This window comes from Alteromonas sp. ABH4_453, assembly GCF_056160665.1.
On the sequence record NZ_JBSWXP010000002.1, the window covers coordinates 524010 to 542753 of the forward strand.

Sequence of the window (18744 nt, forward strand, 5' to 3'; positions counted from 1 at the left end):
GTTACGCTGAATGTTGTTAATTAAGCTAAAAACGTTTTCAGAAAGGCGAGTTGCAGGGCTTGTTAAACTGGCTAGGTACTGGCCTGACGTAGGATAACGGCGGTAAAGCGCTGTTTGGCACACCTTGATTGTGTGAAGCGTGAATTTTAAACAATAAAAAAGCGCCATAAAGGCGCTTTTTTCGAACTCGATATCAGGCTTACTTTTTGCCCAATGCACCGAAACGCTTCTTGAAGCGATCAACACGACCACCAGTGTCAACGTTACGTTGCTTACCAGTGTAGAATGGGTGACATGAAGAACATACGTCTAGGTTGATGTCTTTACCAAGCGTAGAGCGAATCTTCATTACGTTACCACATGAGCAAGTTGCTGTGATTTCTTCGTATTTTGGGTGGATATCTTGTTTCATTGGGTTACCTCACATAATAAGGCCGTATCGCTATACAACCCGAAGTCGCACACCATACGTTACTTAATTCAAATGATAAGTCGTTCAAAGAACAGCCTATCGCAAAAGAGCGGCGCATAATAAAGGATGGCAGGGCCTTGATCAAGCGGTTTTTGGCCAAATGCTAAACAAGAGAGCTAGACAAGGTAGCCGTATAAAAAGGCCAAACAAAAAACATTCCTTTTATGCTTACCTGTAAAGTATGTTTAAATATTTGTCTTTCAAGGCTGGGCCAAATGCTCTAGTAGCAAAATCACGCTCTAGTGGCAAAAACATGCTCTAGTAGCAAAATGTGTAGCTAGCTGTTAGCAGCGCAAATTGCTGTAATGTATAGGCCTGCAAGTAGCTTCAGTATAATTAGTTTCAACATAAGAAGCTTAGTAAGCGCATTACGCGCTGTAACAGTTGTTAAATAAGGTAAAACTTTCGCAATGGCCTTTATCCAAGTTGCCGTGCCAGTGCCACTGCGCCAACTTTTCACATATACCCACGATAACGCATTAAGTGCGGGGGTAAGAGTGGTTGTGCCTTTCGGTCCGCGCAAACTTGTGGGCGTAGTTGTTGAAACCCTACACAAAACAGAAAGCGACATTGAAAACTCCAACAAGCTAAAAGCTATTGAGTCGGTACTGGACGATAGCCCCATTATAGATGAGGTGCTGCTGAAAATGGCCCAATGGCTGTGGCAGTACTATCATCATGCGCCGGGTGAAGTGCTGCACGCTATGCTGCCTGTTTTATTGCGCAAAGGCGAGCCAGCAGCGCCAACACCCCAAGACATGCTAATGCTTACCGAAGAAGGCAAGCAAACGACTGCAGACACGTTATCGCGAGCGCCTAAACAACAAGCCTGTTTTTCTGCTTTGGCCGGTGGTGTCTTATTAGCGTCCCAAGCGCGCAAGCAGTATGGCGCACCTGCGGTAAAAGCGCTTGTCGAAAAGTCATTGGCAAGCATTGAGGAAGTCGCGCCTGAGTTTAAGTCAGGCAGTTGGCTTGCCTCGTTATCGGTGTCTGAAAAGCCAATTCCAGACACAGAGCAGTCAGTTGCCATTGCCGCGCTAAACCGTCAGCAGAGCAACTTCGCGGTAAGCTTGCTTGAAGGGGTTACCGGTAGCGGTAAAACGGAAGTGTATCTTCAAGCTATTGAACCTTTACTGCGCGAAGGGAAGCAAGTGCTTATCCTTGTGCCAGAAATTGGGCTTACGCCGCAAACCGTGTCACGCTTTGAAAAGCGCTTTGGTATTGCAGTGGGCGTTTTACACTCTCAGCTTTCTGATAAAGAACGGCTACAGGTGTGGCAGCGAGCAAAAGCCGGTGAACTCGGTATTATCATTGGTACTCGTTCGGCTATTTTCACTCCTCTTTACAACCCCGGTATGCTGATTGTGGATGAAGAGCACGACGAGTCATTTAAACAACAAGATGGACTTCGCTATCATGCCCGTGACCTAGCAGCCATGCGGGCTAAGCAGCACAATATACCTCTTTTATTAGGTAGCGCCACGCCCGCACTCGAAACACTTAATAATGCGCTAAGCGGTCGCTATGCCCATTTGCAGCTAACTAAGCGAGCGGGAGGTGCGAAAAGCACGCATCAGCATGTGTTGGACGCGCGTGACCAACCCATTCACTACGGTATTTCGCAAGGCTTGCTAACGATAATGCGCCAGCATATCAACGCGGGAAATCAGGTATTGGTGTTTGTGAATCGCAGAGGCTATGCGCCAGCGCTGCTTTGCCATCACTGCGGCGAAACCGTCATGTGTAAGCGTTGTGACCGGCCTTATACTGTGCATAAAGCGCAGAACCGACTTCAGTGTCATCACTGCGGCGGTATGCGTTCAATGCCATCAAACTGCGAAGCGTGCCATCACAATGAATTAGTTACGGCGGGTACGGGCACCGAGCAAGTCGAGCAAGGGCTTGCAAGTTTATTTCCCGGTGTTAAACAGGTACGAATAGACAGCGATACCGTGCGGGGCAAAGATAAACTGCACCAAACGCTAGATGCAATAAACCGCCAAGAGTACCAGCTGCTGGTAGGTACCCAAATACTATCAAAAGGTCATCATTTCCCGCATGTCACCTTAGTGGCAGTGCTAGATTGTGATGGCGCACTTTTTAGTGCCGATTTTAGAGCACCAGAAAAGCTCGCTCAGCTTGTAACTCAGCTTGCTGGAAGAGCAGGGCGCGCCAGTAAACCTGGTGAGATGTGGCTTCAAACTCACAACCCCCATCACCCTTTGCAACAAGATTTAGTGCACAATGGCTATGGGCATTTCGCCAGACACGCTTTAATGGAGCGAAAAGCGGCAGGGCTTCCCCCATTTATTAGCCAGTTTGTCATTCGCGCAGAAGCGACCGACAGCAGTTTGGCCTATCGCTTTTTACAAGACAGTAAGCAAGTATTTCTCCAGCAGCATGCCATTGAGTTAAATGGCCCGTTTCCTTGTCTGGTCGAAAAGCGGCAAGGCAGGTTCCGCTTTATGCTGGTATGCAGTCATGAAAAGCGTGCGCCGCTTCACAATGCGCTGCGTTTGGCGCTGCCATTTTTACAGGCGTTGCCACAGGCAATGAAGGTAAGGTGGTCGATAGATATTGATCCTACCGATTTCAGTTAGCTTGTTGGGTAGCAATACGTTAAAATTTCCGCAGGATTGAAGTGCAGAAAAGCTGCTGCTTCATAAAGATTTGGTATATGACGTTTTCTTACGCATACAAACAACGATAACAAGTAGGAATATTGCCGACTATGGCTCAACGCGATTATGTCTCTCGTGGACGCTCTCCTCAAAAAAAGAAGCCTGCTGGTAAAGGTAAAAAGCCAACAGCAAACGCGAAATCTAACGCCCCAGTTTCAGGTAAGCTTCCTATCGTACGCCTTATTGGTATTTTCGCACTGGTTATTGGGTTTGGTGTATTTTTGTGGTCGATAAAAGACAACGTAGAAGATGATGTAGATACACAAGCTTCAAGGCCTGTGGCTCCCACAGAAGAGTCTTTACCTGAACTACCAGAAGAAGAATGGGAGTATATTAAGACCCTGCCTGGATATGAAGTAGAAGTTGAAGTCAAAGAGCAGGAAAAGTCGGATAAACGTTATCTAATGCAGTGCGCCTCGTTTAGAACCCGCGCGCAGGCTGAAGAGATGAAAGCCAAAATTGCGTTCCAGGGTTTAGAGGCTCTTATCAGGCACAGCACTGGCAGCAACGGCGATTGGTTCCGCGTTATTCTAGGCCCTTACGAGTCGAAAAGAGATGCGGAAAAAGCCAAGCACAGCCTGCGTAAAGTTAACATTGCCACATGCCAAATTTGGTACTGGAATTTGTAACTTTTGTTGGTACAACTTATTTTGAAGAAGCGCGGAGTGGAACGAGGAGTGCGTTCCACTTGCTATATGGTGTTTCCTAGCGAGATGCCCTAGTCATGTGCACGCCATTAAGTATAAACCACACTATTTGGCCTAAACCGAATATAGCGGTCGATGCTTCCAACAGTACATTATCCGAAAAGACGGAAAGCCCTGAAAATAAGGTGAGAATACCCGCCGTTCCTATGGCAACACCAAGTACATGAGTTGCCTTGTCGTAAACCCCATGTTTAATACCCATGTAGCTAATTAACAACACCCATATTGCGCCGATGAGCTCTATACCTCCACCAAGTGCATCAACCACTATATCCACACTCTTTAATACAACAATTGCGTTGTCTTCATTGGTATTAGAGTAATTGGCCAAAAACGGAAGACTTACTAAAAAAATAAACGTGCTGGCGAGTACGAACGTTGCCCACATGTTCCCAATGGCGCTGTTATAGCGAGCCATAATGGGAGAATGGTTTTTAAATACAGCCTGAAGCGATTGATTCAATAGAAGCAGACTGAAACTAAACACAATACCAATTACCATGTACCCCATAAAAAAGGTATCGCGCTGAGACACAATAAACTGTAAATGACCAATGTCAGAGGTGTCGAAGGGTGGTTCAATAAGGCCGAAAAAAAGCACAAAACCAAACAGGTAGGTAAGGGCACAAGCAATGGCTGCGATGCCTCCAGCACGCTGAAGATGCATATGAAAGCCTTAAAATAAGTTTAAACTGAAATTATTACGCGACAAATTTCAGCTGGCAGCAAATTTGATTTGTAACAACAGTTGTCACTCGCGCGCGGGGAATCAAGACGCGCGGCTTCCTCCGCCAGTAGGTTCTACAAAGCAAAAAAACTTAGCATCACCCTAATTCTGAATCGGCGAGAATATGGCTACAAAAAAATGGCGTTTTTAATAAGGTCCGTATACGCTAAGCCCATCTAGTAGGCAGTTCTGAGTGCACATTCTTTTGTCTTACCCTTGAAATTAAAAAGCCTTCCCCCACTTATTTGTTATTGAATTTAAACGCTGCTGCCTTTGTAACATGAAAAAACGCAGCTGCGCCCAGCTAAACGGGGAATTAACGTGACAACGATTGTATCTGTACGACGTGGGAATCAAGTGGTAATGGCCGGTGACGGACAGGTATCACTAGGCAATACCGTAATGAAAGGTAATGCGCGCAAAGTGCGCCGTTTGTACCACGACAAGATTCTAGCGGGCTTTGCTGGTGGCACGGCCGACGCTTTTACGCTATTTGAGCGCTTTGAAGCAAAGCTTGAAGCGCACCAAGGCCATTTAACCAAGGCGGCGGTTGAACTTGCCAAAGACTGGCGAACTGACAGAGCGCTACGCAAACTCGAAGCCCTACTTGCCGTAGCCGACGAAACCGCGTCATTTATCATTACAGGTAACGGGGACGTAGTGCAGCCAGAGCAAGATCTTATCGCTATTGGTTCTGGCGGTAACTATGCGCAAGCGGCAGCTACCGCACTTTTAGATAATACCGAGTTAAGCGCTAAGGAAATTGCTGAAAAATCGCTGACCATAGCCGGAGATATTTGCGTATTCACTAACCATAGCCAAACGGTTGATGTACTAGATTACTAAGTAATAGCGAAAGCTGTTATTGGCTTGTTGTCGTTCGTTTGCGTAGCAAGTACAACAAGTATTGTTAGAAAAGGGTTTATTCATGTCTGAGATGACACCAAGAGAAATTGTTCACGAGTTAGACCGACACATTATCGGTCAACAAGATGCCAAGCGCGCTGTATCTATTGCACTTAGAAACCGCTGGCGTCGTATGCAGCTTGAGCCTGAGCTGCGCCAAGAAGTTACACCAAAAAATATTTTGATGATTGGTCCAACGGGTGTGGGTAAAACCGAAATCGCTCGCCGTTTAGCTAAACTTGCTAACGCGCCCTTCATTAAAGTTGAAGCGACTAAGTTCACCGAAGTGGGCTATGTGGGTAAAGAAGTTGAAACCATCATTCGTGATCTTGCCGACATCGCGGTAAAGATGACGAAAGAAAACGAAATGAAGAAAGTGAAATTCCGCGCAGAAGAAGCAGCGGAAGAGCGAATTCTAGATGTTTTGCTTCCTCCTCCAGAAGACGCGTGGGGCAACAAAGAAGACGTTGAAGATCGCGGCACCCGCCAAGCATTTCGCAAAAAGCTTCGTCAAGGCGACTTAGACGACAAAGAAATTGAAATTGATGTGGCACTTCCACAGATGGGCGTAGAAATTATGGCGCCTCCTGGTATGGAAGAAATGACTAATCAGCTTCAAGGCATGTTTCAGAATTTGTCGGGTTCGCAAAAGAAAAAGAAGAAGCTGAAAATTAAAGAAGCGTTCAAACTGCTTATTGAAGAAGAAGCAGCACGTCTTGTAAATCAAGAAGATTTGAAAGAAAAAGCTATAGAGTCAGTAGAGCAGCACGGTATTGTGTTTGTCGACGAAATTGACAAAATCTGTAAGCGTGAAGGCAATACATCAGGCGATGTCTCTCGTGAAGGAGTCCAGCGTGACTTGCTTCCACTTGTAGAAGGTTCAACGGTGTCGACAAAACACGGCATGGTTAAAACCGACCATATCTTGTTTATTGCTTCAGGTGCATTCCAAATGAGCAAGCCGTCGGATCTTATCCCAGAGCTTCAGGGTCGACTCCCAATTCGCGTTGAGCTTGCTGCGCTGAAAGTGGGCGACTTTAAACGTATTCTTACCGAGCCAAATGCATCATTAACTCAGCAGTATGTTGCGTTAATGAAAACGGAAGGTGTTGATATCAGTTTCGATGACTCTGGTATTCAGCGTATTGCCGAAGCGGCATGGCAGGTAAATGAGCGTACTGAAAACATTGGCGCTCGCCGTTTGCATACCGTGCTTGAACGCTTGATGGAAGACATCTCGTTTGACGCCTCTGAAAAGAGCGGTGAGTCATTCGTGATTGATGCAGACTACGTTAACAGCCACTTAGAAACCTTGGTGGATAACGAAGATCTTTCGCGTTTTATCCTTTAAATAACTGGTAAGTAGAGGTCTCTTCATGTAATTGGGTCATGAGCATTTGCTTCTACACAAACAGTTAGTAAAAAGCCGACTTTATAAATGACGTCGGCTTTTTTATTGGAAAAAAGTAAGGGTTAGTCTGCCACTTTTTCCCAGTGATCCTCAATTTCTTCAAGACGAATTATACTTGCAGCTTCTTGAGCCTGAGTATCGGCAAGAAGATCAAGAAAGTAACTCACAGGGTTATTCTTTTCTTGGCTTTCCATGTACAGCGCCCTTAAAGCAGCATCTGTTGTCCTTGGAATTTTCGTTTGACCTTTCTCGTAACGTGCAATGGTCTGTTCATCTACACCAAAACGAGTCGCGAGTATTTTTTGAGAAAGATTCAATTCAATACGTAAGAATTTAAATTCATCGTGCGCAAGGGGTCTGCTGGTGTCTACAATCGCTTGAGCGATCGCGCTATGGAGGCCGTTCATGTCGTCAATACTTGTGTATTCTTCGCCGTCGACAGTCTCAACAGTAACACCATTTTTCAAAAACACATTTGATAACCCACTTTCAGTGTAATGGTACATATAAACCTCTCAAACTATCCAAACAGTAACTAGAACTGAAGTTGGATTATCATGATGATTCTTTAGTGCTACGGTTAGTTCAATGACTTTCCCCGCTGCTAAACCTTTTAGATTAAATTTCCAGTCACCGGTTATATCAAGATATGGCCCTTCCCTAAAAACCGAGTATTTACTCTTGAGTAAAGTCATCACCTGACCTGTAGTTACCCCTCGCTCATGCATACGCTGCTTTACATGCTTACTCCACCGAATTCTATGAGTATGGTTTTCTGCAAGGTCGCTCATTATCTTCCTTGCAGTTTCCGCTGTAAGAGGGAATTCCTTAACGCCTTTGGGGGACTTTGGGGCCATAATTACTTGTTCGTTACCTATCATATTGATAGGTTTGGGGTGTGTTGTCAATAAGCATTGTTAACAGTTATGTAAATAACAGCTGAGAGAATTTACAAAAACGCTTAGAGGCAAATGGGCTTTGTTAAAATGTTATAAAAACTAAACCTCCACAAGCAGTGCCACCAATTTGTCTGTAATATCTAGACCGGTATCGTTTTCTACTTTCAAAAAGCAGGGACTTGGGTTAGCTTCGAGAAAAAAGTACTTTTCCTTGGCACTTCTTCGCCAGTCGATTGCGCACCAATGCATGCCTAACGCTTGGCAAATTTTAATAGCCAGACGCTTTACCTCTTTTGGCACTATTGCCACTGATATGCTCGCCCTATCGTCGTTCCGGTAGTCCAATTCTTCTGAATCAATCTGAACGCTGAGCACATCATTGCCTAACACGTAACTTCTGACGTTTGTGCCTTCAATATATTTCTGAAAGGTCACCGGACGTTCACTAAGCAAAGTATTAAGTAAAGGCCGCATATTAGGCTGTTTATTTACAAACTGCGCCGTGCGACCGCCGCGTACTGGCTTATAAACAACTTCTCGCATGTTGCTGCAAAACTGAGAGGCGACTTCGGGGGCATTGCCTACGAAGGTGTAGGGTATATTCGCACCTAACTTCCCTGCAACTCGTGATTGATAAGGCTTACATTGGTGGCTTCTCACGGCGTCAATAGAATTCACCCATTTGATGTCGCTATAGCTAAACCAACACAGTAAGGTGCTCGCCCGTTCTTGCTCGACCCAAGTAGCATCAGCTAGCAGGTTAGGTGGCTTATCGTTAGGCTTTTCGGCCTTAATTTTGTTATTCACCGTGTGCTCGGGACGACTATTCTCATCTGATGCTGTCAACGAAGTTCCCGGCAAATATTCATGCCAGTAAGCCGCTAGGGTGTTCGAAAAAGTCACTCTGGGTTGGTCGCAGAGTGTCGGCGAATTGAAATGAACCAACCCGTCATCAAAGTCAGGGTCATAGCTAATACTCCATGCTGAACCGAACTGTTGTGTATTGGCGATATAAAAAGGGGTAGCTGCTTGACTGAGTGCCTTCGCTACGTGTTGAATTTGTGGGTCTTGCTCACTTCCTAAAAGTGCAACGTGCATTCGCGCTCCTTGCTAGCGGACTGGTATATGAGTATCTGTTTGTAGAAAGCGCAACATATGGAAAGGTCATAAACACTGGCTATCCATATGTTGGCACTAAGTAGTTAAAACGCTAAGACAAAATATCCGGTAGCTTGCCGCCGCCTTCACCAATGGCCATGGTTATATAAACCGGCTCTTTCGGTGTTGGGCCGACAACCGGCACGGTATCGCTTAAGCGAGCGCGAAGGCCGCCGGATACCTCAAAAAGATGGGCTTCGGCTAAAGCAACGGGTTCATTGGTTGTTGGTTGGTTGTTGGTTGGTTGTGACTTGGTTGAAGGTGTTTCATAAAGTACGCTCCTTGTAATGGCGTGTTGAGTAATGAAGTAGATGCGCTTAAAGCGAAACTACTTCTTGGTAAAGAGTTCGAAAGCAGCAGGCAATAAGTGCGGAACGACTACTGATATTGAGTTTTTTATAAATGTTGGCGCAATGGAACTTAACGGTCCGCTCGCTGATAAATAACTCAGAGGCGATGACCTTGTTAGAGCAGCCTTCCATTATTTTGTGGACGACCTGCAGTTCACGTTTTGACAAACAGTCCATGGGAATAATACTGTTGTTAGCGGTAAGGCCACTCGCATCTATTTTCATGCGTTCGGTTGCTGTTATTAATACTGCGGGTTCTCTTACTTCATGGTTTTTCATTGTGTTTCTCCGTGTTTACCTGATGTTGCGCTTCCTGTTACTTCAGTGGGAGAGCTTGGTTGTAGTATGCCGTCTTCCAAACGATAAATTTTGTCTGCCATAGCAATAGATTGGGGGCGATGCGCCACAATAATTCGTGTCATGTTCAACGCTTTGAGGTGATGATTAATTTTGGCCTCGTTCTCCATATCAAGGTGGCTGCTTGCCTCGTCTAAAAATAAAATATCTGGCTCTTGGTAGAGGGCTCTTGCCAGAAGTACACGTTGTTTTTGACCGCCGCTTAAGCTGCTGCCCATATCACCTACAAGAGAGTGATATTGCATAGGCATGTGCATGATGTCTTGATGAATACAGGCAAGCTGTGCGACGTAAACCATTTTCTTAAGGTCAGGTACTTCTTCAAAACAACAGATATTTTGGGCGATGGTGCCGCTTAAACAGGCGTCTTCCTGAAGCACTGATGCGATGACGGGTTTAACACCACTTGTGTGCTCAATGAGGCCCTCTGAGATTGGATAAAGTCCCATCAGGCATTTAATTAGTGTGCTTTTCCCACAACCACTGCCACCTATGATTGCTACTATCTCGCCAGCATTTACACACAGCGTTAGGTTTTTAAACACCCAAGCATTGGTTTCACTATAGCGATAGCTGAGCGCGGTAGCTTTTAGTGCTATTAAGCGTGGTTCAGAAGGCTGGCACGACGCCGTGCTTTTATCATTAGGCGCTAAAAAGTCAGGCGAAAGCGGATTGGACGTAAAAGCGGTAGGCAGGTCTGCATTAGCGCAGAGAGCACCTTGCCCGTTGAATGTGCTATCATTGTTATTTTGCAAGCGTGGCTTTTGCTGTGCAGGCGTAAGCAAAATATCGCTTAAACGATTGAAGTGGACACCTAGCATATTCAGCTCAATCAGCCTGTTAATTACCCCATCTAGTGCACTTACAAAGCGTGTCTTGTATGCCATAAATGCGAGCAACATACCTATGGAGAGTGCGCCTTCCATCACTAAGTTTGCACCAACGTAGACTACCACTAGGTTTTCTGCGCCAAATAAGAATTGGTTAGTCAGCGTACTACCTATATTAATTTTGCCCAGTGTGATGTCTTTATTCAGAGTGGCGACAAGCTTGTTTTGCCATTGACCGTGACGCTGTACTTCTTGTCCGTATACGCGAATAGGCAAAATGGCACGCACGCTTTCCATAAAGTGGCTTTGCTCAGACGCGGCAAGGGCAATGCGTTCAGTAGTTAGCCTTTTGATAAACGGTAAAAGCCCAAGTCGAAAGGCAAGGTAGACAAGCATAATCACAACCACAATAAGGGTAAGTTTGAAGGAATACAAAATCATTACCGCCAAGGTGATCACGGCCATAATTCCGTCCAGTACTGCAGACACTACGCCCGTGGTTAAAAACTCGCGAATACTTGCCAACGACCCGAAACGGGATACCACATCACCAATATGACGCTTATCGAAGTAATCCAAGGAAAGAGAAAGAAGGTGCTTAAATACTGACGCTGACATCTGAAGCTGAAGACGAGAGGACACCGATAAAATAACTAACTTTCTTACTCCGCTAGTAAAAGTTTCTATAACAAGTAGTAAGGCAAAACCAATAGCAAGCGCTTTTAGCAAGGCATCGTTGTTGTAAATTAGTACGTCGTCTACCACTGTTTGCATATAAAAAGGCGTTGCAAGTGCGAAAAGCTGCAACACAATCGACAGTGCGAAAAGCGTAAGTAAATTTCGTTTAAACCCAACCGTACGAGAGAAAAATTGAGCAAGACCAAGGCGCGGTGCTGACCTCTTAGGACTGAAGGTGTCGCTTGGTGAAACTTCTAGTGCAATACCGGTTATGTATTTTGATGCTTCTTCAAACTGAAGCTCTCGCCGCCCAAGAGCGGGATCATGAATGGTAAGGGTTTTCCCTTTTACTTTGGTCAGCACCACAAAGTGATTCATATTCCAGTGTAATATGGCAGGGCAGGAGAGCTGTTTAAGGTGTTCCATTTCTATTTTTATTGCGCGGGTTTGAAACCCCAAGTCGCTGGCAATTCCCATTACATCTTTCAACGTTGTGCCGCGCAGCGAAACGGACATGGTTTGGCGTAAGGTGTTGAGGTCGCGCTTGTCACCATAATACTGTGTAATCATAGCTACACATGCCAGTCCACATTCAGCCGCTTCACTTTGCAAGATAACGGGGGCGCGCTTTGTTGTATGGAAAATATGGGTAGAAAGAGGGTGTGTTATGCTCAACATGTTCAAAGCTTCCCTGTAATGCTGTATAGCGGTTCCATTAGCCACTCCAAAAGACTACGTTGACTTAAATCCACATCTGCAGAAAATGTCATTCCAGCCTTTAACGAAATACGATTTCCGTAAGCCAATATTTCGTTTGCGCTGAGGCTTGCAGTAACAAGGTAGGTTGGCTCGCTAATTGAAATAGGTACATCTTTAAGCTCGCCGGGCAAAATGAGCGACGGAGAAATATTTACTATTTCGCCAGACTGGACACCAAATTTTTGATAGGGAAATGCGTCGTATCGAATATGCAAAGCCTGTCCTTCCCGAATAAACCCTGCCGAGCTAACGGGAACTGCGATACGCGCTTGTATGTCGCCATTCTCGGGAAGCAGTGTTAGAAGCGGGCGAGAACTATCAACGGTATATCCTGTTTTAACCTGAAGGCCGGACACTACACCGGTGTGAGGTGCATACACGGTCTCTTCAGCGTCGCTTTTGTAACTCACAATTTGGTGATTAAGGTCACTGTATGCGTTCTCTATATTCGCCAGTTCATTGGCTTGCTGTTGCGGCAAAGTAGAAATTTCGTGATTAATTGCTGCAATATTAGCTTGTTCGATTCTCAGATCCTTTTTGGCTAATGTGAGCTGTTGCTCTGTTGTTAAACGTTGCAGCGTATGGTTTTCAAAATCGGCTTGGCTTATATGACCTTGTTCAAGCAAGGTTTGAGCTTTCTCCCATTGCTTGGTAGCTAAAAGCCATTGGGATTGTGATATTTCAACAATGGCATCTTGCGCCGCTAGGGCTTGCTGGGCTTGAAGGTGTTGCTCCTCTAAACCATGTTGCTGAGCTACATGCAATATTCGAAGCCGCTGAATACTTTGTAATGTCCGATGCTGCTTCGCCTCAAGCTCTGCAAGTAACTGCGTGCTAACCTCATTCCCTAGAGCGTCCCTATTGCTGTAACTTATCGTTATAAGGGGGGCTCCTTGTTTTACTAACTGCCCCTCGCTTACTAAAACATTAAGTACTTTTCCACGTCTTGCGTCGGCGTATAGTTTAAATACACCGTGGTTAGGCTCTAACCATCCACTGACTGATGCCTTGCGCGCATAACTTTCTGTGTTCAAATACACTGCAACGGCCACAACCCAAACAATAAGCAGGCCTGAAATCACCGAGTAGACCGGTTTAGGTGTCATTAAAAAGCTTCCTTCCGTAGTATTTAATTGTTCATTAATGACTTCTTTTCTAAACAGCCCTGTTCTCATCAGTATTCCTTTCTATCTTGCTCTCAGCACTCAGAACATGGGGTTAAAACCACTTTAGTTCTCGATGCGCTACATCACATAAAAAGTATCTGGCTGCCGCTTCCTTGTTGGCTATTAATCCTTGGCGTCGCAATCCTTGATGCCTCCGTTTTGTTACTGCCAGATACCTTGTGGTCAACATAACTGCGATGACGGTGATAACTTTAGGTGAGGTAAAATTTTTGAGAATTATGCCTAGGGTCTATGTTTAAGCTGCAACTACTCTGATTGGGTTTGGCGCATTTTTGAAAGTGCTTGGCCTAAAATTGAAAATTGATTTTGCTCAAAAATTAGCTAAAAAATAAAAAGAAGTCATAGACCTGTATAAAGAATGTGCTATAAAAAACAAAGGAATATGAAAATAAAACGGTAAGAGCACACAGAAGGAAGCCTCATGTTTGTACCCAGTATACTTTTAAAACAACTTTACACACGCGCAAGTCTAACCAAGACAGATAAAGGCTTATCCTTTTCTCTGAAAAATAGATTGAAAGATGCAACCATCAAAGAAGTGAAATGGATATCACTTGATGGAGAAAAGATTTCCGAAGACAAAATTTCACTTCAACTCACGCCTGATTCCTGCATTGCTGTAAATGCATTAAATAAGTCGGACGGCGAGCCGTTTGCACTGCGTCAAACTATAACCGTACACTTGGATATCGATGAAGCCCCTTGTCCTGAAAAACGAAAGTTGGGTATCTGCTTTTCTGCTTCTCCCTTTGGAAAACTCAAATTTGAAGTAGAAGATAATATAACGGCGCCTGGCCAACGCAGTGCGTTTATTCCTCGTGACGATATGGATGATTATGGCGAAAGCATTATAAAAACACGCCAAGAATATTTTGAAAGCGCTACGGGTAAGAAAATTGATCATGTAGGTAAATACTCTATCGACCCGCAAGCCCTTAAAGGAAATATCGAGCATTTTATTGGCGTGGCACAGGTTCCTATCGGTATTGCTGGGCCTCTGAAGATAAATGGAGAACATGCACAAGGAGATTTCGTAGTACCGCTAGCGACCACAGAAGGGACATTGGTAGCATCATACAATCGCGGTATGAAGTTACTTAACATGAGTGGTGGCGTAACGGCAACAGTAGTTGATGACGCCATGCAGCGCGCGCCGGTATTTATTTTTGAAAATGCACGAGGTGCCAGAGACTTCGTTAAGTGGATAAAAGAGAATTTTGAAAAGATTAAGGAAGAAGCAGAAGCGACCTCAAGCGTTGCCAAGTTGACTTATATCGACCACTTTCTATCGAATAAATTTGCGTTCTTACGGTTTAACTTTAGGACCGGTGATGCTGCAGGTCAGAACATGGTGGGCCGCGCAACTTTCGCGGCATGCGGGTGGATACTCGACCATTATGAGGGGATAGAGAACTTCTATCTTGAATCTAACTTCGCTACCGACAAAAAAGCTTCTCAAATCAACATTATGCGTACCCGTGGTAAACGGGTGACAGCTGAAGCCACCATTAAGCGAGAGCATTTGTTAGAAGTAATGCGTGTTGACCCGAAGCAAATTGATTACCACGGCCGTGTAGCTGGCGTAGGGTCATTCTTATCTGGTGTAAATAACACGGGCCTGCATTCGCCAAACGGCATTACCGCTATGTTTATCGCCACAGGGCAGGATGTTGCAAACGTATCTGAATCATCGGCGGCCATGATGTACTCAGAACTTACTGATGATGGCGACCTGTATGTGTCTATCACCATACCATCGCTTATTGTTGCTACTTATGGCGGCGGTACCGGTATTGGTACACAGCGAGAGTGCCTAGAGTTATTAGACTGTTATGGTCGAGATCGCGTGTATAAATTTGCAGAAATCGTGGCGTCAGTAGTGCTGGCTGGTGAGATATCGCTAGCCTCAGCGATCAGTTCGTCAGACTGGGTTTCGTCGCACGAACAGTACGGGCGAAACCGTTAGAACGACTAGAATTATTGGTGGAAAGTAAAAAGGGCTTCACATAATGTGAAGCCCTTTTGTCTAGCGGTTCATTTACTAATGTTCCCAATGATAGTGGTGTGCTTTTGCTTCCACTTCATCTGCCGTTTGTTGCGGCATAAAGGTGGCATTGTCTTGTTCGAAGAAGAACGGCTTGCGTTTTTCTTTACTCCCCACTTCGTTCATCGTCGCTGACTCATAAACGCGGCCATTGAGTACGGTGTATTCTACGAATTCACTCTTTTTAATGTCGCTTAGTACATCACCATCAATCACGACTAGGTCAGCAAGTTTACCTTTTTCGATGCTGCCAAGGTCTTTGCCCATTCCTAGGTGTTTCGCGCCATCAATTGTACCGCCGCGTAGTGCTTCCCAAGGCGTGAAGCCACCTTGTTCCATAATCCACAGTTCCCAGTGCGCAGCTAAGCCTTCGCGTTGCCCATGAGCACCAATATGTACACTGACCCCATTATCTCGAAGCTCTTTGGCGTAGCTTGCTACGTTTTGGTGGTTGTACTGGTTTTCTGGCGCAGTAGGTCTACGAATTGCGCGGCTATCCAGAATAGTCGATGGCGTATAACGAAGAAGACGCGGGTTCTTCCACACTTCGGTTTTGTCGTACCAGTACTCTTCACCCATCATGCCGCCGTACGACACAACAAAGGTCGGCGTATAGCCAAACTCTGTGGCTTTCCATAGCTGAGTGACGTCGCTGTAGCCTTTTTCCACAGGAATGCTGTGCTCTAAGCCCGTGTGACCGTCTACCAGCATAGTCAGGTTTTGTTGTAACTTACCGCCACCCTCTGGCACCACCATCATCTCTTGATTTTTTGCCGCCCACAGCACTTGCTGACGCTGGTCACGACGCGGCTGGTTGTAGCTTTTCACTGAAATTGCACCGGCTTCTTTCAAGCGCTCTACGTGGAAATAGGCATCTTCATAGTTATTGATAATCGCTTTGTAACCTAATCCCTCTGCACCGTATAAAATCGTGCCGGTAGAGTAGATACGCGGCGCAACGATATCACCTTTACGCTGAAGTTCTGCCGCAGCGAAGATTTCTGTCGTGTCGTTTGATGGGTCGTGAATAGTAGTTACACCGAATGACACATTCGAGTACTGGCTCCAGTTTTGCTGAGGAATAATCTCATTACGGCCCTGTGATCCGTGGGCATGTGCATCAACCAGTCCAGGAATGATGGTTTTACCTGAGGTGTCTATTTGCATAGCATCTTCAGGAATAGCGATGTCGCCACGTTTACCTACTGCTTCAATGCGATTGTCTTTAATTAACACAACGCCATCTTCAATGACCTCTTGGGTATTGTCGGCGTCGCGCATGGTGACCACTTTACCGCCAACCAAGGCTTTGTAGCCAGAAGGCTTGTCAGCTTTAGTGGTGAACGACAAATCCATACCTTCAGCTACAGGCTCAGGCAACGTTTCTGCTGCGCCATCAACAAAGGCAAAAGCTTCATCAAGTGAACGGCTAAATAGGGTAGGGCCGTTAAACCAGCTAAGGGTTTTGTTGTCAGGCGACCACGTCAGGTATTCACCTGCACGGCTTGAAAGCTGCGTTACCGGCAGCGAGGTCATGTTCGGGCCTATGGTAATGCGCTTGCCATTTTCGACAAACGGCGCCACATAAGTTTTAAATTGGTAAACAAACGCAACCCATTTCTTATCGTGTGAAAGTTTGTACTCACTTACCTTATCTGCACCGTAAAGGTGAGTTCGTTTGTCGTTGCCTTTAAGGTTAACGCTTGAAAGTTGGGTTTCGTAGTAAGCTTCGCCACCTGCTGATTCGGTGAAATACACTCGGTCGTTGTTACCTGCGAAATGCGCGTTGTAACCGCCTTCAGAGACTTTTTCTACTGTGTCTTCTTCAAGGTCCGCTACATAAATTCCTGGCTCAACCGAGTATTTAGGGTCGAGTAAATAGCCGCCCGTAAACTTGCGGAAAACCACTTTTTCGCCATCGGCCGAGAACGAAGGCTCAATGTAGTGACCTGGCTGCTGAGTAATCACCTTTCCTTTACCGCCTCGGGCAGAAACTACGCGAACGGTGCCTAGGTCTTGGTCATTCCAAGTCGTATAAACAATCGACTTTCCGTCGTTTGAAAAGCGCGGGTAGTACTCGTCGTGATCATTTTGTTTTGTTAAACGCTTAATTTTGCCAGATTTAACGTCGCGCACATAAAGTTTACCTAATGCTTGGAAGAGTACGGTCTTACCATTAGGCGACATTTGAGACCAGCGGATCATGCGAACGTCAAATTCATCTGGTGCTACATCAACGTCAAAACGTAACGCATCCGCGAATTTCACCGTGCCTTCAACGGTTACGTCCATGGTGCTGGTGGTTTTACCTTTTACGTCGATGGTGTGGAACTTACCGCCTGTCCAATATACGATTTTGCTGCTGTCCGGCATCCAGTCGAAGTAGGCGAAGTAACCTTCCGAGCCAAAGCCTTCTTGCATATCTCGCTCTAGTTCCAACGTCAGCGGTGTTTCTACACCCGTCTTAATGTCTTTAATAAAAAGCGCCGTTCTGTCTTTAACACGACGAACAAAAGCAATGTATTTACCGTCGGGTGAAGGCGTAGGGACTACAGCGCCGCCCGTGCCGCTAATATAGCGGCTCTCTTCGCCAGTTTCGCGATCGTAGCGGGTGATTGCAAAAATGCCTTCTAGCGGGTCACGGTTATATTCAAAGCGGGCGCCCGGAACGGTGTTTTCAGTGAAATATATGTATTTGCCGTCGTGAGAGAATACAGGGTCGGCAATGTTTTGTTGGTCGCGCTTTCCGCTGTTACGGGCTTTAATTTGTAGGCCGTCGCCACCTGATTTGTGGTACATCCAAATCTCGCCCGCCGGAATACTACGGCTAGACATAATGCCTTTGGTAACCACAAGGTATTCGCCGTCGGGGCTCCATTTAGGGGAGTGGATAAGGTTACTTTTCTCTTTGGTTACCTGACGAAGGTTACTGCCGTCAATGTCCATAACCCATACGTTACTTAACCCATCTTTATCCGAGATAAATGCGATTTGCTTGCCGTCAGGAGAAATGGAAGGGTGAATATTCCAGGCGAAGTCTTGCGTAAGCGGCGTTGCATCACCGCCACTTATACTAACTTTGTACAAGTCACCCAGCATGTCGAAAACCATAAACTCGCCATTTGGCGCCACGTCTAAGCTAGACCACGTGGTTTCATTGGTTTTGATGGTAACTTCGTTTAATGCATAAGGCGGGTTGTTAACGTCCCACTTTTCAGATTCATTTTCTGTTTTTTCTTCACCGTCGTTTTGGGCATATGCAATAGGTGCTGCACTTAAGCCCAACGCGCTTACCAGCGCTATGGCTAGCAAGTTTTTCTTTGTTGTTATCATAATAATGTTTCCAAGTGCTTATTTTTTATTTCTGTCGCCATCAGAGTACATGAACTCACTTACTGTTTTGTACCCTTCATTTGTAAATTTAAGGTTAAGCTTACTGCAAAGTAGGCGAGATTCATTTAGTTGATGCGATTGTAAGTATGATTTTAACGTTCAGTCATCTTTTCATCTATTCTTTCATCACTGTCAATGATGCTTGTCTATTACAGCAATAGCCGCTAATTTCGTAACAAGCTATT

General features: G+C 45.5%; 14 protein-coding genes. 5 read left to right on the top strand and 9 right to left on the bottom strand.

Annotation, left to right across the window (positions count from 1 at the left end):
• Positions 1 to 199 precede the first annotated feature (199 nt).
• Complete coding sequence (gene rpmE, locus ACXAGV_RS05730; protein WP_012519872.1) at positions 200 to 412, bottom strand: 50S ribosomal protein L31; 213 nt, start codon at positions 410 to 412, stop codon at positions 200 to 202.
• Between the two features lie 470 nt (positions 413 to 882).
• On the opposite strand from rpmE, the gene priA reads away from it, so the two are divergent.
• Positions 883 to 3072, top strand: a complete 2190-nt coding sequence (priA, locus tag ACXAGV_RS05735) for a primosomal protein N' (protein ID WP_474872425.1) — start codon at positions 883 to 885, stop codon at positions 3070 to 3072.
• A 131-nt stretch (positions 3073 to 3203) separates the two neighbouring features.
• Positions 3204 to 3782 carry an SPOR domain-containing protein gene (locus ACXAGV_RS05740; RefSeq protein WP_474872426.1) on the top strand — a complete coding sequence of 193 codons (579 nt, stop codon included), beginning with the start codon at positions 3204 to 3206 and terminating at the stop codon, positions 3780 to 3782.
• 76 nt (positions 3783 to 3858) lie between these two features.
• On the opposite strand, the gene ACXAGV_RS05745 is transcribed toward ACXAGV_RS05740, so the two are convergent.
• Positions 3859 to 4527 carry a hypothetical protein gene (locus ACXAGV_RS05745; protein ID WP_474872427.1) on the bottom strand — a complete coding sequence of 223 codons (669 nt, stop codon included), beginning with the start codon at positions 4525 to 4527 and terminating at the stop codon, positions 3859 to 3861.
• A gap of 381 nt (positions 4528 to 4908) precedes the next feature.
• Between ACXAGV_RS05745 and hslV the strand changes: the two genes are divergently transcribed.
• A complete protein-coding gene (gene hslV, locus ACXAGV_RS05750; protein ID WP_025257580.1) occupies positions 4909 to 5433 on the top strand; it encodes an ATP-dependent protease subunit HslV in 525 nt (174 codons plus the stop codon).
• Positions 5434 to 5515: 82 nt separating this feature from the next.
• The gene (gene hslU, locus ACXAGV_RS05755; protein ID WP_118491788.1) at positions 5516 to 6844 is read left to right on the top strand and encodes an HslU--HslV peptidase ATPase subunit; all 1329 of its coding nucleotides are present in this window, start codon (positions 5516 to 5518) and stop codon (positions 6842 to 6844) included.
• A 122-nt stretch (positions 6845 to 6966) separates the two neighbouring features.
• Here the strand turns inward: hslU and ACXAGV_RS05760 are convergent, their stop codons facing one another.
• The 6 genes from ACXAGV_RS05760 to ACXAGV_RS05785 form a co-directional block, all read right to left on the bottom strand.
• Positions 6967 to 7410, bottom strand: coding sequence for a helix-turn-helix domain-containing protein (locus ACXAGV_RS05760; protein ID WP_474872428.1), 444 nt, complete (start codon positions 7408 to 7410; stop codon positions 6967 to 6969).
• Positions 7411 to 7419: 9 nt separating this feature from the next.
• Positions 7420 to 7761 carry a DUF4258 domain-containing protein gene (locus tag ACXAGV_RS05765; protein ID WP_474872429.1) on the bottom strand — a complete coding sequence of 114 codons (342 nt, stop codon included), beginning with the start codon at positions 7759 to 7761 and terminating at the stop codon, positions 7420 to 7422.
• A gap of 141 nt (positions 7762 to 7902) precedes the next feature.
• On the bottom strand, positions 7903 to 8901 hold the full coding sequence (locus tag ACXAGV_RS05770; RefSeq protein WP_474872430.1) for an ATP-grasp domain-containing protein: 999 nt from the start codon (positions 8899 to 8901) through the stop codon (positions 7903 to 7905).
• A gap of 377 nt (positions 8902 to 9278) precedes the next feature.
• On the bottom strand, positions 9279 to 9590 hold the full coding sequence (locus ACXAGV_RS05775) for a helix-turn-helix domain-containing protein (RefSeq protein WP_474872431.1): 312 nt from the start codon (positions 9588 to 9590) through the stop codon (positions 9279 to 9281).
• Positions 9587 to 11854: a peptidase domain-containing ABC transporter gene (locus ACXAGV_RS05780; RefSeq protein WP_474872432.1), complete on the bottom strand. Its 2268-nt coding sequence runs from the start codon at positions 11852 to 11854 to the stop codon at positions 9587 to 9589. Before ACXAGV_RS05780 ends, ACXAGV_RS05775 begins: the two co-directional genes overlap by 4 nt.
• A gap of 2 nt (positions 11855 to 11856) precedes the next feature.
• A complete protein-coding gene (locus tag ACXAGV_RS05785; protein ID WP_474872433.1) occupies positions 11857 to 13110 on the bottom strand; it encodes an HlyD family secretion protein in 1254 nt (417 codons plus the stop codon).
• A gap of 433 nt (positions 13111 to 13543) precedes the next feature.
• On the opposite strand from ACXAGV_RS05785, the gene ACXAGV_RS05790 reads away from it, so the two are divergent.
• Complete coding sequence (locus tag ACXAGV_RS05790) at positions 13544 to 15088, top strand: hydroxymethylglutaryl-CoA reductase (RefSeq protein WP_474872434.1); 1545 nt, start codon at positions 13544 to 13546, stop codon at positions 15086 to 15088.
• Positions 15089 to 15163: 75 nt separating this feature from the next.
• Here the strand turns inward: ACXAGV_RS05790 and ACXAGV_RS05795 are convergent, their stop codons facing one another.
• Positions 15164 to 18499 carry an amidohydrolase family protein gene (locus ACXAGV_RS05795; protein ID WP_474872435.1) on the bottom strand — a complete coding sequence of 1112 codons (3336 nt, stop codon included), beginning with the start codon at positions 18497 to 18499 and terminating at the stop codon, positions 15164 to 15166.
• Positions 18500 to 18744 lie beyond the last annotated feature (245 nt).

Excerpts from the sequence above, each read along its gene's own strand:
- rpmE (WP_012519872.1), bottom strand. The coding sequence starts at position 412 with ATGAAACAAGATATCCACCCAAAATACGAAGAAATCACAGCAACTTGC.
- priA (WP_474872425.1), top strand. The coding sequence starts at position 883 with ATGGCCTTTATCCAAGTTGCCGTGCCAGTGCCACTGCGCCAACTTTTC.
- ACXAGV_RS05740 (WP_474872426.1), top strand. The coding sequence starts at position 3,204 with ATGGCTCAACGCGATTATGTCTCTCGTGGACGCTCTCCTCAAAAAAAG.
- ACXAGV_RS05745 (WP_474872427.1), bottom strand. The coding sequence starts at position 4,527 with ATGCATCTTCAGCGTGCTGGAGGCATCGCAGCCATTGCTTGTGCCCTT.
- hslU (WP_118491788.1), top strand. The coding sequence starts at position 5,516 with ATGTCTGAGATGACACCAAGAGAAATTGTTCACGAGTTAGACCGACAC.
- ACXAGV_RS05760 (WP_474872428.1), bottom strand. The coding sequence starts at position 7,410 with ATGTACCATTACACTGAAAGTGGGTTATCAAATGTGTTTTTGAAAAAT.
- ACXAGV_RS05765 (WP_474872429.1), bottom strand. The coding sequence starts at position 7,761 with ATGGCCCCAAAGTCCCCCAAAGGCGTTAAGGAATTCCCTCTTACAGCG.
- ACXAGV_RS05770 (WP_474872430.1), bottom strand. The coding sequence starts at position 8,901 with ATGCACGTTGCACTTTTAGGAAGTGAGCAAGACCCACAAATTCAACAC.
- ACXAGV_RS05775 (WP_474872431.1), bottom strand. The coding sequence starts at position 9,590 with ATGAAAAACCATGAAGTAAGAGAACCCGCAGTATTAATAACAGCAACC.
- ACXAGV_RS05780 (WP_474872432.1), bottom strand. The coding sequence starts at position 11,854 with ATGTTGAGCATAACACACCCTCTTTCTACCCATATTTTCCATACAACA.
- ACXAGV_RS05785 (WP_474872433.1), bottom strand. The coding sequence starts at position 13,110 with ATGAGAACAGGGCTGTTTAGAAAAGAAGTCATTAATGAACAATTAAAT.
- ACXAGV_RS05790 (WP_474872434.1), top strand. The coding sequence starts at position 13,544 with ATGTTTGTACCCAGTATACTTTTAAAACAACTTTACACACGCGCAAGT.
- ACXAGV_RS05795 (WP_474872435.1), bottom strand. The coding sequence starts at position 18,499 with ATGATAACAACAAAGAAAAACTTGCTAGCCATAGCGCTGGTAAGCGCG.